The 15588-nt window shown below is 63.4% G+C and carries 3 protein-coding genes; 1 reads left to right on the top strand and 2 read right to left on the bottom strand.

Annotated features, from left to right (window positions below):
* Positions 1–123 precede the first annotated feature (123 nt).
* Positions 124–7131 (bottom strand): SDR family NAD(P)-dependent oxidoreductase, encoded by a 7008-nt coding sequence (locus L6R21_24905; GenBank protein ID MCK6562452.1) that lies wholly within the window; start codon positions 7129–7131, stop codon positions 124–126.
* 141 nt (positions 7132–7272) lie between these two features.
* Positions 7273–15231 (bottom strand): SDR family NAD(P)-dependent oxidoreductase, encoded by a 7959-nt coding sequence (locus L6R21_24900; protein ID MCK6562451.1) that lies wholly within the window; start codon positions 15229–15231, stop codon positions 7273–7275.
* Here L6R21_24900 and L6R21_24895 point away from each other — a divergent pair.
* Complete coding sequence (locus L6R21_24895) at positions 15206–15463, top strand: hypothetical protein (GenBank protein MCK6562450.1); 258 nt, start codon at positions 15206–15208, stop codon at positions 15461–15463. The two genes, L6R21_24900 and L6R21_24895, sit on opposite strands and share 26 nt — an antisense overlap.
* The last annotated feature ends 125 nt before the right edge of the window (positions 15464–15588 follow it).

Below are 15588 nucleotides of genomic sequence, written 5' to 3'. Positions count from 1 at the left end.
TAGATGAATCATAGGGCATGATCGCAAGGTGTTTCTGTTTTACGTCTTGACAACGACGTAGCACTCAAATGCATTCCTTATGCAAAACCAACGTGATCTGACATAAACGATCTCAACATCCGCCTAGAATCCCCTCAATTTCTCCTCGAGCAACGCCGCCATTTCCTCATCGGACAGCGCATCCAACTCCGCTTCCTTCGCGGCCGGCGCGGGCTTGCCGTTGGCCTTGGGCGATTCTTCCTCGCCGGTAGCGGAAATCTCCAACCCCAGCACATTTTTGCCGAGATGATCGACCAGGTTCTCGATCGCCGGATGATCGAACAGCAAGGTCGCGGGCAGAGTTTGTTCCACCGCCTTGCCGAGCGCATTGCGCAGTTCCACCGCCATCAGCGAATCGAGGCCCAGCTCGGTCAACGGCTGGTGCAACGGCACGGGCCGGGAGGGACCCAATCCCAACACTCTCACCGCCTGCTCCTGCACGAACTGCTGCAGCATTTGCCGGCGCTTGCTCACCGGCGCGGCTTTGAGGCGGGCCAGCAGGGTTGCCGGTGGCGCCTCCTCGTCGCCGGGTTGCTGCCCGCTCGCAACAGCCGGCCGGCTGCTCACGCCCCGCCGGATTTCCGCGAAGAAGGGCGCATGCAGGCGTTCGCCCATGCCGGCAAACGCTTCGGCCCAGTCCACCGGCAGCACGCCGATTTGTGGCGGTGCGCCCTGCAGCAAACGTTCGAGAATGAGCAAACCCTGCAGCGGCGCAATCGCGCTTCTGCCGTGCAGCGTAATGCGGTCACCTTGGCGGTGGCGGGTCACCGTGCCGATCTCCGACCATGCGCCCCAGTTGATGCTCAACGCCGGCAGGCCTAGAGCGGTACGCTGATGCGCCAGCACATCCATGAACGTGTTGGCCGCCGCGTGATTGCCCTGGCCCGCGGAACCGACCAGCGAGGCGCCGGTCGAATACAGCACGAAAAAGTCGAGCGGTTGGTCTTGCGTCAACGCATGCAGATTCCACGCGCCGAGCACTTTGGCACGCAGCACTTTCTCGAAGCGCGGCCAATTCTGCTGCAGCAACACGCCGTCATCGATGGCGCCGGCGGAATGAATGATGCCGCGTAACGGCGGCAGGCTGGAGTGGATGTCCGCGATGACCTGCGCCATGCGATCGTAATCCGCCACGTCAGCGCGCGCGACGGCGATTTGCGCGCCGGCGGCTTCCATCTCGCGAATCGTTGCCTGCGCCGCTTCCGAAGGCGCGCTGCGGCCCAGCAGCACGAGATGGCGGCCGCCCTGCTCGACCAGCCAGTGCGCGGTCAGCAAGCCGAGGCCCGCCAAGCCGCCGGTGACGAGGTAAGTCCCCTCGCCGGTAATCGGCAGACGGCTGCCGGCCGGCGGGTCGAGGCGCATTGCGCTGGCAACCAGCCGCGGCACATAGCGCACGCCGCGGCGCAAAGCAATTTGATCTTCGCTGTCCTGTGTCATTATCTCGCGCTGCAGTTCGGGCGCGCCGTCGCCAGCATCGAGATCGACCAGCGTGCAGCGCAATTCCGGATGCTCCATCGCGATGACTTTGCCCAATCCCCACAATGGCGCTTGCGGCGCTGCCAGTTCTCCGGGATCCGGCTCAACCGGCTGCGCCCGGCGCGTCACCAGCCACAGGCCTGCGGACTTTGCCGCGGCGACTGCTGCCAGCGCTTGCACGATATGCAGCGCACCAGAAATTGTATTGAATTGAGCTGCAGCCAGATTCGCCGGTGTGATGGTGGCGAATGGCGGCGCATCGAGCGCCCACAAATGCACAATGCCGCGACAGGGCGGCAGATCCGGCGTCAGCGTTTCCCGCAACAAGCGTTTGAAATCCTCCGGCTCGCCGGGATTGAGGCTGAACTGCTGCGCGGAGTGCGCGGCAAAGCTGTCACCGGCATGCACCAAAATCGGTGTTTGTTCCTCGCCACGCAATCTCTGCGCGAGCTGTTCTGCCACGCCGGATTCATCCGCCAGGATGATCCAGCTCCCCTTTTCCCTTTTTGCTCTCCCTGCGCTGCCGTTCTTGCCGGACACTGCCAGCGGGCCGCGTGCCAAAATCACCGCCTGAGTGCGCAGCACACCGACACGATCAGCGCCAGCGGGAATGGCGACCGCCTCCGTGAAGCTCATGGCTTTGAGCAGCGCCAACCACTTCTCCTCGGAAAGTAAAGCATAGTCGGGGCGCAGGTCCTTGTCGGAATAACTCCACCAGCCTTCGGTCAGGCCCACGGTCAAATCACCGAAACGTTGTGGCACCGAGCCTTCGAGCAAGACCAGCAGGCCACCGGGCGCCAGCAGTTTCTGCACGTTGGCCAGCGTCATCCGCAAATCACTGGTGGCATGCAGCACATTCGCCGCGACAATCAAATCGAAATGATGGCCGGGAAGGTTCTGCGCCAGCGGATCCGCGCCGATATCCAACACCTGATAGCGCACGAAAGAATGGTCTCTAAACTTCTGCGCGGCTCTGGCCGTGAAGAGTTGCCCAATGTCCGTGAAAACATATTCCGTGCGCTCGGCGGGCAGAATCGGCAACAAGCGGCTGGTGGTGCCGCCGGTGCCGCCTCCGATTTCGAGCACGGCCAGCCGGCGGTTTTGCGGCAGCTTCTGCACGGCGGTGGCCACGGCCTCGCGCAACAGCAGATTGAAGGCCTTGGAGTTCGGCGCTTCTTGATAGAGCTTCTCGGTGTCTTCCAGCGAGCCGCCGGGGAAAAGCAACTGCAGCGGATCGACCTCGCCGCGCAGCGCCGCCGCCAGTCCCTCACCACAGCGCCGCGTGATCGCCAATTCCGTGGCACAAGCCGGAAAGGCCGCCTGCAAGGCGTTCATCTCGGCGCCGGGATCGCGTGGCGCCGGCGCGGTGCGGACTTCCCAAGTGCTGCCGTCCGCCATCAACAAGCCATCTTCCTGCAGCATGAGCAGCATGCGCTCGAACAAACGGCGATGCCGGGCTTGCACCCGCAGATGCGCCATCAACTCGTCGGGCTGGAACCGGTTGCCCGGCGTGAATTCGAAACCAAGTTGCTGCAGCGCCGTGCTGACATAGGCACCGCACACTGCATCCAGCCGGGGCAGCAGCTCATCATAGACGGCAAGCTCGTTCTCGCGATAGATCCGGCCGAGGTGCGGCTGCACGGCGCGGGCGATTTCCGCGAGGCCGGGGATGAAATCCGCGGGCTGCGGCTGCTCTACGCCGGTGGCCGGCTGGGGTTGCCACTGCACTTCGTAAAGCCAGTCGTTCAGGTGCCGGAGCTGCGAGCGCAGCATGTTCTCCGGCCGGGCGCGCTTGAACTGCAAGCCGGAGAGACGGCCGAAGATGCCGCCCTCCTCGTCACACAAAGTCAAGTCCGCCGTCAATGTCTCGCGCCTGGCTTCACGACTCTCCTGCAGCCGGGCGTGCGCCCACACCTGCGCGCTTGGCCGGCGCCGCAATTCAAAACGCGCCAGACCCATCAGCATGTAGGTGCCTTCGGCCGCATGGTCCACAGCCGGCAACGCTGCTTCGAGCGTATGCAAACAGGCATCGAGCAGGGCCGGGTGAATTTGAAAGGCCTCAGAATCGCCGCGCACGGCAGCATTCATCTGCAGCAGGCCGAGCGCTTCGCCCTCACCGTGCCAGAAGCGGGCGAGCGTTTGCGATTGCGGCGTGACATGAATGCCGCGCCGGCGCACGCGTTCGATCAGCCCCGCCACTTCGCCTTCACTCCCGCGAGCGCGCAGTTCAGCAAGGTTGAATTTCTCCGCCGCGTCGGCAGCGGGTTGATTCAAAATGATTCTGCCGGAAGCATGCCGCCGCCATATTGCACGCTGATCAGCACCGGCCGCGTCGTTGCTGAAGAGCTGAAACGTGGCACGCTCCGCGTTTTCCGGTGTCAGAATCACCTGCACGGTGCGGCTGCCGTGCTCCGGCAAGACCAGGGCCTCGTGCATCACGACATCTTCCAATGTCACCGTTGCCGCCCCCAACGCCTCGGCCGCCGCCCCCAAAGCCATTACCAACACAATCACGCCCGGCACCACGGCGACGCCATAGGCGCGATGCTCATCCACCATCTTCAGCGCGGCCAGGCTGAGTTGCATCTCGAAGACGGGCAGCGGACCGGCCAGCTTGTGGCCCAGCAGCGGGTGGCGAGCAGGTTGTTCATCACGGGCGCGCCGTTGCTGGACGGCGGCCGGCTGGGATTTGCGCGCCACGGTTTGATCGAGCCAGTAGCGCTCACGCTGAAACGGATAGGCCGGCAACGCCAGCCGGCGGCGCGGATAAGCACGATCGAAGCCGTTCCAATCGAGGTTCACATTCTGCAGATAAAGCGCCGCCAAACTCTGCAGCATCTGCTGCCAGTCATCGCGGCCCTGGCGCAAGGAAGGCAGCCAAAGCGGCGCCGGCCGTTGCGGGGTTTGTCCCTCCAGGCATTTGCCGGCCATGCCGAGCAAAACCGGATGCGGGCCGATCTCGAGGAAGATACGGTAGCCCTCCTGCTGCAAACGAATGATCGAATCCGAGAAGCGCACCGCCTGGCGCACGTGCCGGCGCCAATAGGCTGCCATCGCTTTGCTCAGTGCTGCCGGTTGCGAAGAAGCGCCGCTGAGCTTGCCTATCTCGCTCTCGAAATCGAGCGGCGCGGCAGTGAGATTGGAAAGCACAGGAATGCGCGGCGCTGCGTAGTTGACCTCGGCCGCGATCTTCTCGAAAGCGTCGAGCATCGGTTCCATCAACGGCGAATGGAACGCGTGCGAGACATTCAGCGACTTGCTTTTGATGCCCTCGCTGGCCAAGCGCTCGACGATTTCAGCCACGGCACCGGCCTCGCCTGAAATGACGAGGTTTTCGGGCCCGTTGATCGCCGCGAGATCGACACTGTCGCGATAGGCGGCAATCGCCGGGCGCACCCGCGCTTCGCCGGCGAACACAGCAGACATCGCACCGTTGGCAGGCAGCGCCTGCATCAGCCGGCCGCGGTTGGCGATGAGTTTCAAACCATCTTCCAAGCTGAACATGCCGGCAACGCAGGCCGCAACATATTCGCCCACGCTGTGGCCCAGCACGGCGGCCGGCTCGACGCCCCACGAACGCCACAATTCCGCCAGGGCATATTCAACCGCAAACAAAGCAGGCTGGGTATAAGCAGTTTGATGAAGCCAGTGAGCAGTGAGCAGTGAACGGTGGTCAGTAGGCAGTGATGACTGATCACTGACAACTGATGACTGATTACTGAACAGAACCGAAAGTAGTGGCCTTTCCAAATAGGGCCGCAACAGCGCATCACATTTTTCCAAAGCAGCGCGAAACACCGGTTGGGTTTCATAAAGCCGGCGCGCCATGCCAGGGTATTGCGCGCCCTGGCCGGTGAAGAGAAAAACCACTTCGGGACGTTTGGTACCGGCCAGCTCGCCGAGCATCATGCCCTCTGTCGAATGCCCCGCTGCCAGGGCGGCCAATTTCTCCTGCATGGCGGCTGTGGTGTCTGCCAGAAGAACGGCGCGCCGGGTGAAATGCGACCGCCCGGTATTCGCGGTGAAGCACATATCCGCGAGGCCGGCTGCGGGATGAGCAGCCAGATGGTTGGAATAGCGCTGCGCCAACTCTTGCAGCGCCGGCTTGCTTTTCGCGGAAAGCGCGAACAAATGCAGAGGCCGTTCGTACGGGATCGAAGCGCCGGCCGTCAGGCCCGCGGCAGCATCCGCTTCGCCTCCATGCAACCACTCGCGCGCGCCTGCGCTGTCCCATTCCGCCAACACCAAATGCGCGTTGGTGCCGCTGAAGCCAAACGAACTGGTGGCACCGATGCGTTTGCCGTCGATCGCCGGCCAGGGCGTCATCGCCGCCGGTATGTCGAGCGGATAATCTTCCCACGGAATGTAGGGATTGCGTTTCTGCAAATGCAGATGCGGCGGGATTTGTTTATGCTGCAGGGCCAGCACGAGTTTGAGCAAACCCGCGATGCCGGCCGCACCTTCGAGGTGGCCGAAGTTGGTTTTGACCGAACCGAGCAGCAAGCGATTGCCCGGCTCGCGGCCCTGGCCCAGCGCCGCGGCAAGCGCGTTGACTTCGATCGGATCGCCCAGCGCAGTACCGGTGCCGTGGGTTTCGACGTAGCCGATTTGGCGCGGCGCCAGGCGCGCCAGGCGCAGGGCTTCGCGCATGACGGCTTCCTGCGCCGGACCGTTGGGCGCGGTAATGCCGCTGCTGCGACCGTCCTGATTGCACGCCGAGGCCAGAATCAGCGCGAGAATGTTATCGCCGTCAGCGAGCGCATCGCGCAGACGTTTGAGCACGATTATGCCGCAGCCTTCGCCGCGCACGAAACCGTTGGCGGAGGCATCGAAAGTCTTGCAGCGGCCCTCGGGCGACATCATGCGCGCTTTCGAGAGCGTGATGGTGGTATCGGGCGTGAGCATCACGTTTACGCCACCGGCCAGCGCCAGGCGGCAACTGCGGCTGCGGAGATGCAGACAGGCGAGATGCACCGCCACCAGCGAGGAGGAGCACGCGGTGTCGATCGAAACGCTCGGACCATGCACGCCGAGCACATAAGACAGACGGCCGGAGGCAATGGCATGTGAGGCGCCGGTGGCGAGGTAGGCATCGAAAGTCTCCGGCCCCTGGCCGAGCAAGAGCTGCGGATAATCCGAGCTGCAGATGCCGAGGAATACGCCGGTGGCGCTGCCTTCCAGACGTTCAGCGGCCAGGCCGGCATGTTCGAGCGCTTCCCAGGTCACTTCCAGGAGCAGCCGCTGCTGCGGGTCCATGCTCGCGGCCTCGCGCGGTGAAATGCCGAAGAAATGCGGATCGAAATGATCGACCTGGTCGAGAAAGCCGCCGAAGCGCGTGCTCATTTTGCCGGGCGCGTCGGGATCGGGATCATAATAGGCGTTGATGTCCCAGCGATCGGCCGGCACCTCGCGAATGGCATCCACGCCGTCGCGCAGCAAGCGCCAGTAAGATTCAGGATCATGCGCGCCGCCGGGAAAACGGCAGCCCATGCCAATGACCGCGATCGGCTCCTGCTGTTCCTGCTCGACGCGTTCGAGCTTGGCTTGCAGCTCCATCGCCAGCAGTGCAAGCCGCTTGGGGGAGAGCTGGGAAATGCGTTGCAAAAAGTCCGGCATCGTCTTCCTTCAGGAATCAATTTGACGGGTGATACTCCGCCTGGCATTCCGCAGGAAATTTGCGCTGATTTGAGTTCGGTGCAGGCCTCATCGCAAGGTTCCTGCGGAATGACAGGGTGGTGGCAGCGGAGTCAAAAATCCTCAGCCACCACCGGCCATCTTCTCCGCAAACAACCGGTCGATCTCCTCATCCGAAAGCTGCTCGAGGTTCTCCAGGGTGGCGGCAGGCGCGGGTTCTGCCGCGGCCGCTGGCGTTTCCTCCTCGAACAGCGTGCGCATGAAATAATTCGCCACCGCGGCGGTGGTGGGATAATCAAACACCAGCGTTGCGGGCAGCGCGCGCTGCAGTCCCAAACCCGCGCCCAGCAAGTTGCGCAGCTCCACCGCCATCAACGAATCCAATCCGAGATCGGTGAGCGGCTGCTTCTCATGGATGGTTTGCGTGGCCTCCATGCTCAGCACCTTCAGCGCTTGCGCTTCAACGAAAGCCAGCAGCATTTGCCGGCGCTTGCCGGACGGGGCCTGCTGCAATTCCTGCATCAAATTGCGCTGCGCCGGCGGCGAGCTTGGCTGCGCGAGCGTGCGCGTTTGCGCCTCGGCCACGAGTTCTGAGAAATAAGCGGGCAGCCGGCGGCCGGTGAATTGTCCGGCAAACGTGGCCCAATTCACCGGCATCACCCCCACCTGGGTAACGGGCCGCTCGAACAGCATTCCCAAAACTTGCAGCCCCTGCTGCGGAGTAAAGGAGTTGATACCGCGCGTGACAATGCGGTCGCCGACATTGTGCCGCGCTGCTGCGCCGATCTGAGACCACGCGCCCCAGTTGATGCTCATCGCGGGCAGGCCGAGCGCCGTGCGCTGATGCGCCAGCGCATCGAGAAACGCGTTGGCCGAGGCGTGATTGGCCTGCGCCAGCGTGCCGAGCAGCGCCGAAACCGAAGAGTAGATCACAAAAAAGTCGAGCGGCAGCTCGCGCGTCTGCACATGCAAGTTCCACGCACCAAAAACTTTCGGCGCCATGACGTTGAGAAACCGTTCCCATGATTGCTGCAGCAACACGCCGTCAGCGAGCACACCGGCGGAGTGAATGAGGCCGCGCAAGGGCGGCAGCGTTTGGCGAATCTGTTCAAGGCAGCGCGCGACGTCCGCGGGATTCGCCACGTCACCCTGCAGCAGCAACACCCGGCTGCCGGATTGCTCCAGCTTGCGAGCCACTGCCAGCGTGGCCTCGGTGGGCGCACTGCGACCCAGCAAAGCAAGATGGCGACAGCCACGCTCGACCAGCCACTCCGCGGTAAGCAATCCCAAGCCGCGCAAACCGCCGGTGATGAGATACGTGGCATCGGCCTGCAACTGAATACTTGCCCCTTGCCTCTTGCCCGTTGACTCTTGCCCCCTGCCCCCTGCCCCTTGCTCCTTGCCCCTTACCGCTTGCTGGGTGACGACGACTTTGCCAATGTGTTTCGCCTGCGCCATGTAGCGAAACGCGGACGCAGCTTGCTCGAGAGCAAAGTCCGTGTGCGGCAACGGCTGCAACTCGCCGGCCGCGAGGGCTTGCATGATATCCAGAAACCGCGGCCGCACCGCGGCGGGATCGCTCTTGATCCTCTCGGCTAAATCCACCGCCAGATACACGGCGTGGGGATTCACCGCCGCGGCCTGCGCGGTTGTCCAAATCTCTTTCTTGCCGATTTCCAGAAAGCGCCCGTTGGCACGCAACAACTGCAAGCTTTGGGGAATGAACTCGCCGGTGAGAGAATTCAAAACAAGGTCGAGGCCTGCGCCGGCGGTGCGCTGCCGGATTTCTTCGGCGAAATCCAGCGTGCGCGAATTGAACACATGCGCAATGCCGAGCGCTTGCAGATATTCGCGCTTCTCCGCGCTGCCGGCAGTGGCGAAAATCTCTGCACCGGCGCGCAGTGCGAGCTGCACCGCGGCCATGCCCACGCCGCCGGCAGCCGCGTGGATGAGCACGCGCTCGCCTCGCTGCAATTTGCCGAGGCCGTGCAGCGCATACGCTGCGGTCAAATAAGCCAGCGGAATCGTAGCCGCGGCGGCAAAATCGAGATGGGCGGGCTTTTTCACCGTGAGCTCGGTGAAGGTCGTGAGATACGTGCTGAATCCGCCGACCGTGACGGATATGACTTCATCGCCGACTTTGAAATCCGTCACTGCCTCGCCGACACGCACCACCGTGCCCGCGACTTCGCCGCCGAGCGGATCATCGTCGCTGCGCATGCCGAGCGCGTTCAACACATCGCGAAAGTTCAAACCGGTAGCGGCCACGCGCAGCTCGATCTCATGCGGTCCCGGCGGCCGGCGCATGACCGGCCTGAGCGCCAGACCTTCCAGCACTCCCGGTTGCACGATTTCCAACTGCACCGGCGCAGCCTCATCGGCGAGCGGCGCCGTGGAAGTTTTTGAAGCAGCCTCACCTTCAGCCGGCGCCCGCCGTGCCAGCCGCGCGACATAACGCTGCCCGTTGCGATATGCCACTTGATCTTCGCCATCCGGCGTGAGCAGCTCAGCCAGAAGCAGTTGCGCCTCCGGCATTTTCTGTGTCTCTGCCGCAATTTGCGCCGGTGAGTCGAGATCGATGCGCACACATTGCAGCTCAGGATGCTCCAGAGCCAGGGCGCGCCCAAAGCCCCAAATCGGCGATTGCGTGAGGGCCAATTGCGGCGCAGGCTCCGCCACCGGCTGCGCGGCGCGCGTCACCACCCACACGCCCGGCGAATCGAATCCCGGGGTCGCCAGCAGTGCCTGCGTGAGCGCGAGCAGACTGCGGCTGCCGCGATCCTGCGTTTCGATCAGCGCCTTCAAATCGACCCGGTCGCCGGCAATGTCATCTGCGGGCCAGAGATGCACGACGCCGCGACAGGAGATGCGCGGCGCAACGAAAGCCTCCTGCAGCAAGCGTTGATAGTCCTCGCGGCTGCCGGGCGACACGCTAAAGTGCCCGTTCGGCAGTGCGGCGAAAGACTCGCCCGGGCTGACGAGAACACAACGCTCGCCCTGCGCCTGCAAATGCTGCGCAAGGCTGTGCGCCAAGCCGTTTTGATCCGCCAGCAGCAACCAGGCTTGCGGCTGGCCGGAGATTCGAATTCCGCTTTGCTCAAGCTGATCCGCTTGTGGCGCGCGCGCCAGGATCAAGGCGTTTTGCGACCAGGCACGGCTGCTCTGTTCCGCGGGCACGGCCTCGATTTGCCCAAAGCCCAACTCGGCGAGCAAGCTGAACCACGCGGCGGGCGGAAGCAACGGATAGGTTGGCCGCAGCTCGAGGTCGGTGAAACGCCACCAGCCCTCGGTCATGCCGAAGGTCAAATCGATCCAGCGCTGCGGCTGCATGCCTTCCAGCAGCAACAGCATCCCCTCGGGCGCGAGCAACCGTTGCGCGTGCCGCAGCGTTTGCCGCAGATCGCGCGTGGCATGCACGACGTTGGCGGCGATGATGAGATCATACTCACGCGGCCGGAAGCCTTGCTTCTCGGGATCCTGTTCGATATCGAGAATCTCATAGCGCAGGAACGGATAGGCGGCGAAGTCTTCTTTCGCGCGCGCCATGAACAGCGGCGAAAGATCGGTGAAAGTGTACGCCGTCCGCTCCGGCGGAAACTCCGGCAAAATGAACGACGTGGTGCCGCCGGTGCCGGCGCCGACTTCCAGCACGCGCAGCGTGCGATCGACCGGCAAGCCGGTCGTGATTTGCGCAATCGTCCGGCGCGCCAAGCCGTTGTAAACCTTCGCGGCCGCCGATTCACGATAAAGTTTCTCCGCGATGTCGAACGATCCGCCCGGAAACAAAACCTGCAGCGGATCGAACCGGCCGCGCAAAACCTCGGCGAGATTCTCGCCGCCGCGCCGCAGCAACGTCAGCTCGGCGTGCTCGGTGGTGAAGGTTGCGGCCAGCGCTGCCGGATCAACCGGCACGGGCTTGCGGCGCACTTCCCAAACCGAATCGCTGCGGCTGAGAATGCCGTCTTCCGCCAGAATTTCGAGCAGGCGGTGAAACAAACGGTGATGCTGTTGCACCACGCCCAACTGTGCGGCGAGCGCGGCGGTCGCAAAACGCTGGCCGGCAGAAAATTCCCAGCCCAGTTCGCGCAGCGCTTTCGCAATGTAGGCAGTGCTCAGCCCGTCCAGCCGGGGCAGCAATTCATCATACAACGCGAAATTGTGGGCCGCGCTCAACTGCGGCAGCGCGGGTTGCAATTGCGCCGCGAGTTGCGCGGTGGCAGGGAGATAATCGGGCGGCGCCGTCGCGGCAGCTTTGCGCGTGAGCGGCTGGGGCTGCCACTTCACGGCATACAACCAGTCTCTCAACTCGGCAGTGGCGGCGCGTTGCAGCAGCGCGGGATCGACGCGCTTCACTTGCAAGCCCAGCAGCTCGGCTACGAGATGGCCCGCAGCAGCATAGATGTGAAAATCGATGACATGCGTTTGCCGGCCGGCAGGCGTTGGCGCTGTGTGCGGCCGCAGCACGGCATGCGAGAAAAGCTGCGCCGGCGGAGCAGCAAACAGTCGAAAAGCCTCGAGGCCGATGGGCATGAAAATTTCCTCTGCCGCCAGCCCGCTTTGATCACCGGCAAGCAACGCGCCCGAGATTTGCAGGCAGGCGTCCAGCAAAGCGGGATGAATGCGAAAACGTTTGGCCTCCCCGGCCAGCGCCTCGTTCAGGCGGATTTGTCCCAGCACTTCGCCGTCCTGGCGCCAGAGCTGCTCGATCCCAAAGAAGCTCGGCCCGAATTGCAGTCCGGTGGCGCGCAGATGCTCGTAGTACTCCGGCACCGGCACCGCCGCACGCAACCGCAGCCGCAACTCATCTAGATTGGCGGCCGCGGGCAGATGACCGTTCGATTTGGCGGGTTGAATTTTGCCGGCCGCATGAACTTTGTAGGAATCCGCGCCGTTCGCGCTGACCGCGGGAAAGCTGATGACTTGGAACTCCAGGGCGCCGTCAGCGGCGGGCGACAGCAACAATTGCACGGTGCGGGTCTCGCCGGACTCAAACGTCATGGCCTCGCGAATGTCCATGTCCTGCAGGCTGTGCGCACCTTCTCCCCAGATGGCCGCAGCCGCTGCCAAAATCATCTCGAGATAACCGGTGGTCGGCATCACCACCAGGCCATGCACGACGTGATCGCCGAGAAATGGCACGGCGTCAACGCTCATTTGTGCTTCGAACAGAACTTCCTTCAGCAGCGGAGATTGCACCCGCTGGCCGAGCAAAGGATGCCGGCTGCTGTCCGCTGGCGCCGTTTGCGGGCTGCCGTGGCGCTGTTCGAACCAGAAGCGCCGGCGCTGAAAGGGATAAGTCGGCAGCGTCACTTTGCCTCGCGGCGCGTCCTGTTCGAAGCCGGCCCAGTCAACGGCAACACCATTGACGTAAAGTGCCGCCAGGCTGTCGAGCATTTGCTGCCAGTCATCGCGGCCCTGGCGCAGGGACGGCAGCCAGAGATCCGGCTCGGCGGCATTGGCATCGGTCGCGAAGCACTTTGCGCCCATGCCGAGCAGCGTCGGATGCGGGCCCACTTCCAGAAAAATGCGATAGCCCTTCTCATGCAAAGCCTGCATGGATTGCGCAAACCGCACGGCGCTGCGCACGTGGCGGCGCCAGTAGCCGGCGTTGCCGAAAAAGGCGCCGGATTCAAAACTCCCGGTCACGTTGGAGACCAAGCCCAGACGCGGCGTTGCATATTTGACTGTCGCGGCAATGGCTTCGAACTCATCCAGCATCGGTTCCATCAACGGCGAATGAAAGGCGTGCGAAACCGTCAGGCGCTTGGTCTTGCGGCCTTCGGCTTCGAACTTCCGGCACAGTTCATCGACTGCTTCGGCTGGGCCGGAGATCACCGTGTTTTGCGGGCCGTTGAGCGCGGCAATCGCGACCGCACCGCCGGCGGAGGCCAGGACTTGTTCCACTTCTGCCCCGGTCGCGGCAACCGCTGCCATTGCGCCCGGTTCGCATCTTTCCTGCATCAAGCGGCCGCGCGCAGCGATCAACTTGAGAGCATCGGCCAAATCGAAAACACCCGCGAGGCAAGCTGCGGCATATTCGCCCACGCTGTGGCCGAGCACGGCCGAGGGCCGCACGCCCCACGCGCGCCACACCTGCGCCAGGGCATACTCGAGGGCAAACAGCGCCGGTTGCGTATAGGCGGTTTGGTGAAGCCAGTGATCGGTGTTCAGTGAGCGGTGATCAGCGGCCACAGATGGCTGATCACTGAACAAAACCGAGAGCAGCGGCTTTTCCAAATGCGGCCGCAGCAGTTCTTCGCATTGCTCGAGCGCCTGGCGAAAGACCGGCTGGGTCGCATGGAGGCGGCGGCCCATGTCGAGGTACTGCGCCCCCTGACCGGTGAAGAGAAAGGCGATCTTCGGCTGCTCATCCACCACCACCTGGCCGCGCTGGCCGCCGGCAGGCAGATGGCCATCGGCAAATTCCGCGAGCTTGGCGCGCAGTTCTGCGCTGCTCGCGGCGGTGAGCGCCAGGCGGTGCGAGAGATGAGCCCGGCCGGTGTTGGCACTGCGGCACACTGCGGCCACTTCCAGATCGGGATGGGCGGCGAGATGAGTGGCATAGCGCCGTGTCAATTCCTGCAATGCTTGCTCGCTTTTGGCGGAAAGCGCCAGCACGTGGCGCGGCCGCGAGCACGCGGCAGAAACCACGTGCTCGGATTGGCCGGAGCCGGCTTGCCAAACCTCGCTGAACTCTTCCAGCACAATGTGGGCATTGGTGCCGCTGAAGCCAAACGCGCTCACGCCCGCCACCCGCCTGCCGTTGACAGCCGGGAAAGGCGTCGGTGCAGTCACGACTTTGACCGGCAGGTTGTCCCAGGCAATCAAAGGATTCGGCGTTTTGAAATGCAGCGTCGGCGGAATCAGCCGGCGCTGCAGGGCGAGCGCAGCCTTGACCAGGCCGGTCACACCCGCCGCGCCTTCGAGATGGCCGAGATTGGTTTTCACCGCGCCGAGCAAAATGGGATTCTCTTGCGAGTGGCCGGCCGCCAGCGCCGCACCGATGGCCTGTACTTCGATGGGATCGCCCAGCGCGGTGCCGGTGCCATGCGTTTCGAGATATCCGACCTCGCCGGGCTGCAAGCCGGCATTCTGCAGCGCGTCACGAATCACCGCCTCCTGCGCCGGTCCATTGGGCGCCGTCAGGCCGCTGCTGGCGCCGTCCTGGTTGAGCGCGCTGCCGCGAATCAAGGCATAGATGCGGTCGCCCTCAGCGAGGGCATCGGAAAGACGCTTGAGCACGATCATCACGCAGCCTTCACCCTGCACGAAACCATCGGCGGAGGCGTCGAAAGTTTTGCAGCGGCCGTCCGCTGCCAGCATGTTCGAGCGCGAGAAGCTGATGGTGTTGTCCAGCGACAGGACAAGATTCACGCCGCCGGCGATTGCCATCCGGCTTTCGCCCGCGCGCAGGCTCTGGCAGGCGAGATGGACGGCCACGAGCGAGGAAGAACAGGCGGTGTCCACCGTCAAACAAGGTCCCTGCAAACCGAGCAGATAAGCGATGCGACCGGCGGCCGTGCTGTAAGCGTTGCCGGAGGCGTAATAGGTGTCGAGTTGGCTGGGATCGTTCTGCCGCAGCAGCATCTGCGCATAGTCGACTTTGCACATGGCGAGGAATACGCCGGTGCGGCTGGCCATGAGCTGGTCCGGCGCCTGGCCCGCATTTTCCAAGGCTTCCCAAACCACTTCGAGCAGCAGGCGCTGCTGGGGATCCATGCTCATGGCTTCGCGCGGCGAGATGCCGAAGAACGCGGGATCGAACTTGTCCACTTCCGGCAAAAACGCACCCCACTTGCAAATGGTTTTGCCGGGCGTGTCCGGATTGGGATCATAGTAGGCCTCGACGTCCCAGCGCTCGCGGGGCATTTCCTGTATGGCATCGACGCCATTGGTCAGAAGTTGCCAGAAGGCTTCGGGATCATGCGCGCCGCCCGGCAGCCGGCAGCCGATGCCGACAATGGCAATCGGTTCGCGCCTGGCAGCCTCGACGGCAGCCAGCCGGGCTTGCATTTCTTCGATTTTGAGAAAGGCGCGTTTGAGCGGGGAGAGTTCTTTGGAATCCTTGGGAGTGCTGCTCATCAGATTACCTTCGCAGGGAAGAATGCCCATGAATGTTGCCAGGCGCGCCAAACAGTTTTTCCGGATTTTGGCCGTGGCCGGCGGTTCGTTGGAGTGCCGGGATCGTGAAGTGATTTGCGAGGCGCACACCAATCTACAGCCAAGTAAGTATCAACAAAGCAGTGATCCAGCGGAGTTGGGCGCGGAGATTCTTGATACGAACAAGACAATTGTGTGTGGTCGTTTGCAGTGACCGCTTGTAGTAACGTCTTCAGGCGTACGCTTGTAGTTACGCCTTCAGGCGTCGAGCCTTCAGCATGGGATTGCACCAGGAACAAGCATCGCTTTCCCACCCAACGCTCGATGCCTGAAGGCATC

This window comes from bacterium, from assembly GCA_023150945.1.
Classification (GTDB): Bacteria; Zhuqueibacterota; Zhuqueibacteria; order Zhuqueibacterales; family Zhuqueibacteraceae; genus Coneutiohabitans.
The sequence above is the reverse complement of the archived record's forward strand: the minus strand, read 5'-3'. Positions and strand labels throughout refer to the sequence as shown.

Coding starts and splice junctions, on each gene's coding strand:
- L6R21_24905 (MCK6562452.1), bottom strand. CDS start 7,131: ATGCCGGACTTTTTGCAACGCATTTCCCAGCTCTCCCCCAAGCGGCTT.
- L6R21_24900 (MCK6562451.1), bottom strand. CDS start 15,231: ATGAGCAGCACTCCCAAGGATTCCAAAGAACTCTCCCCGCTCAAACGC.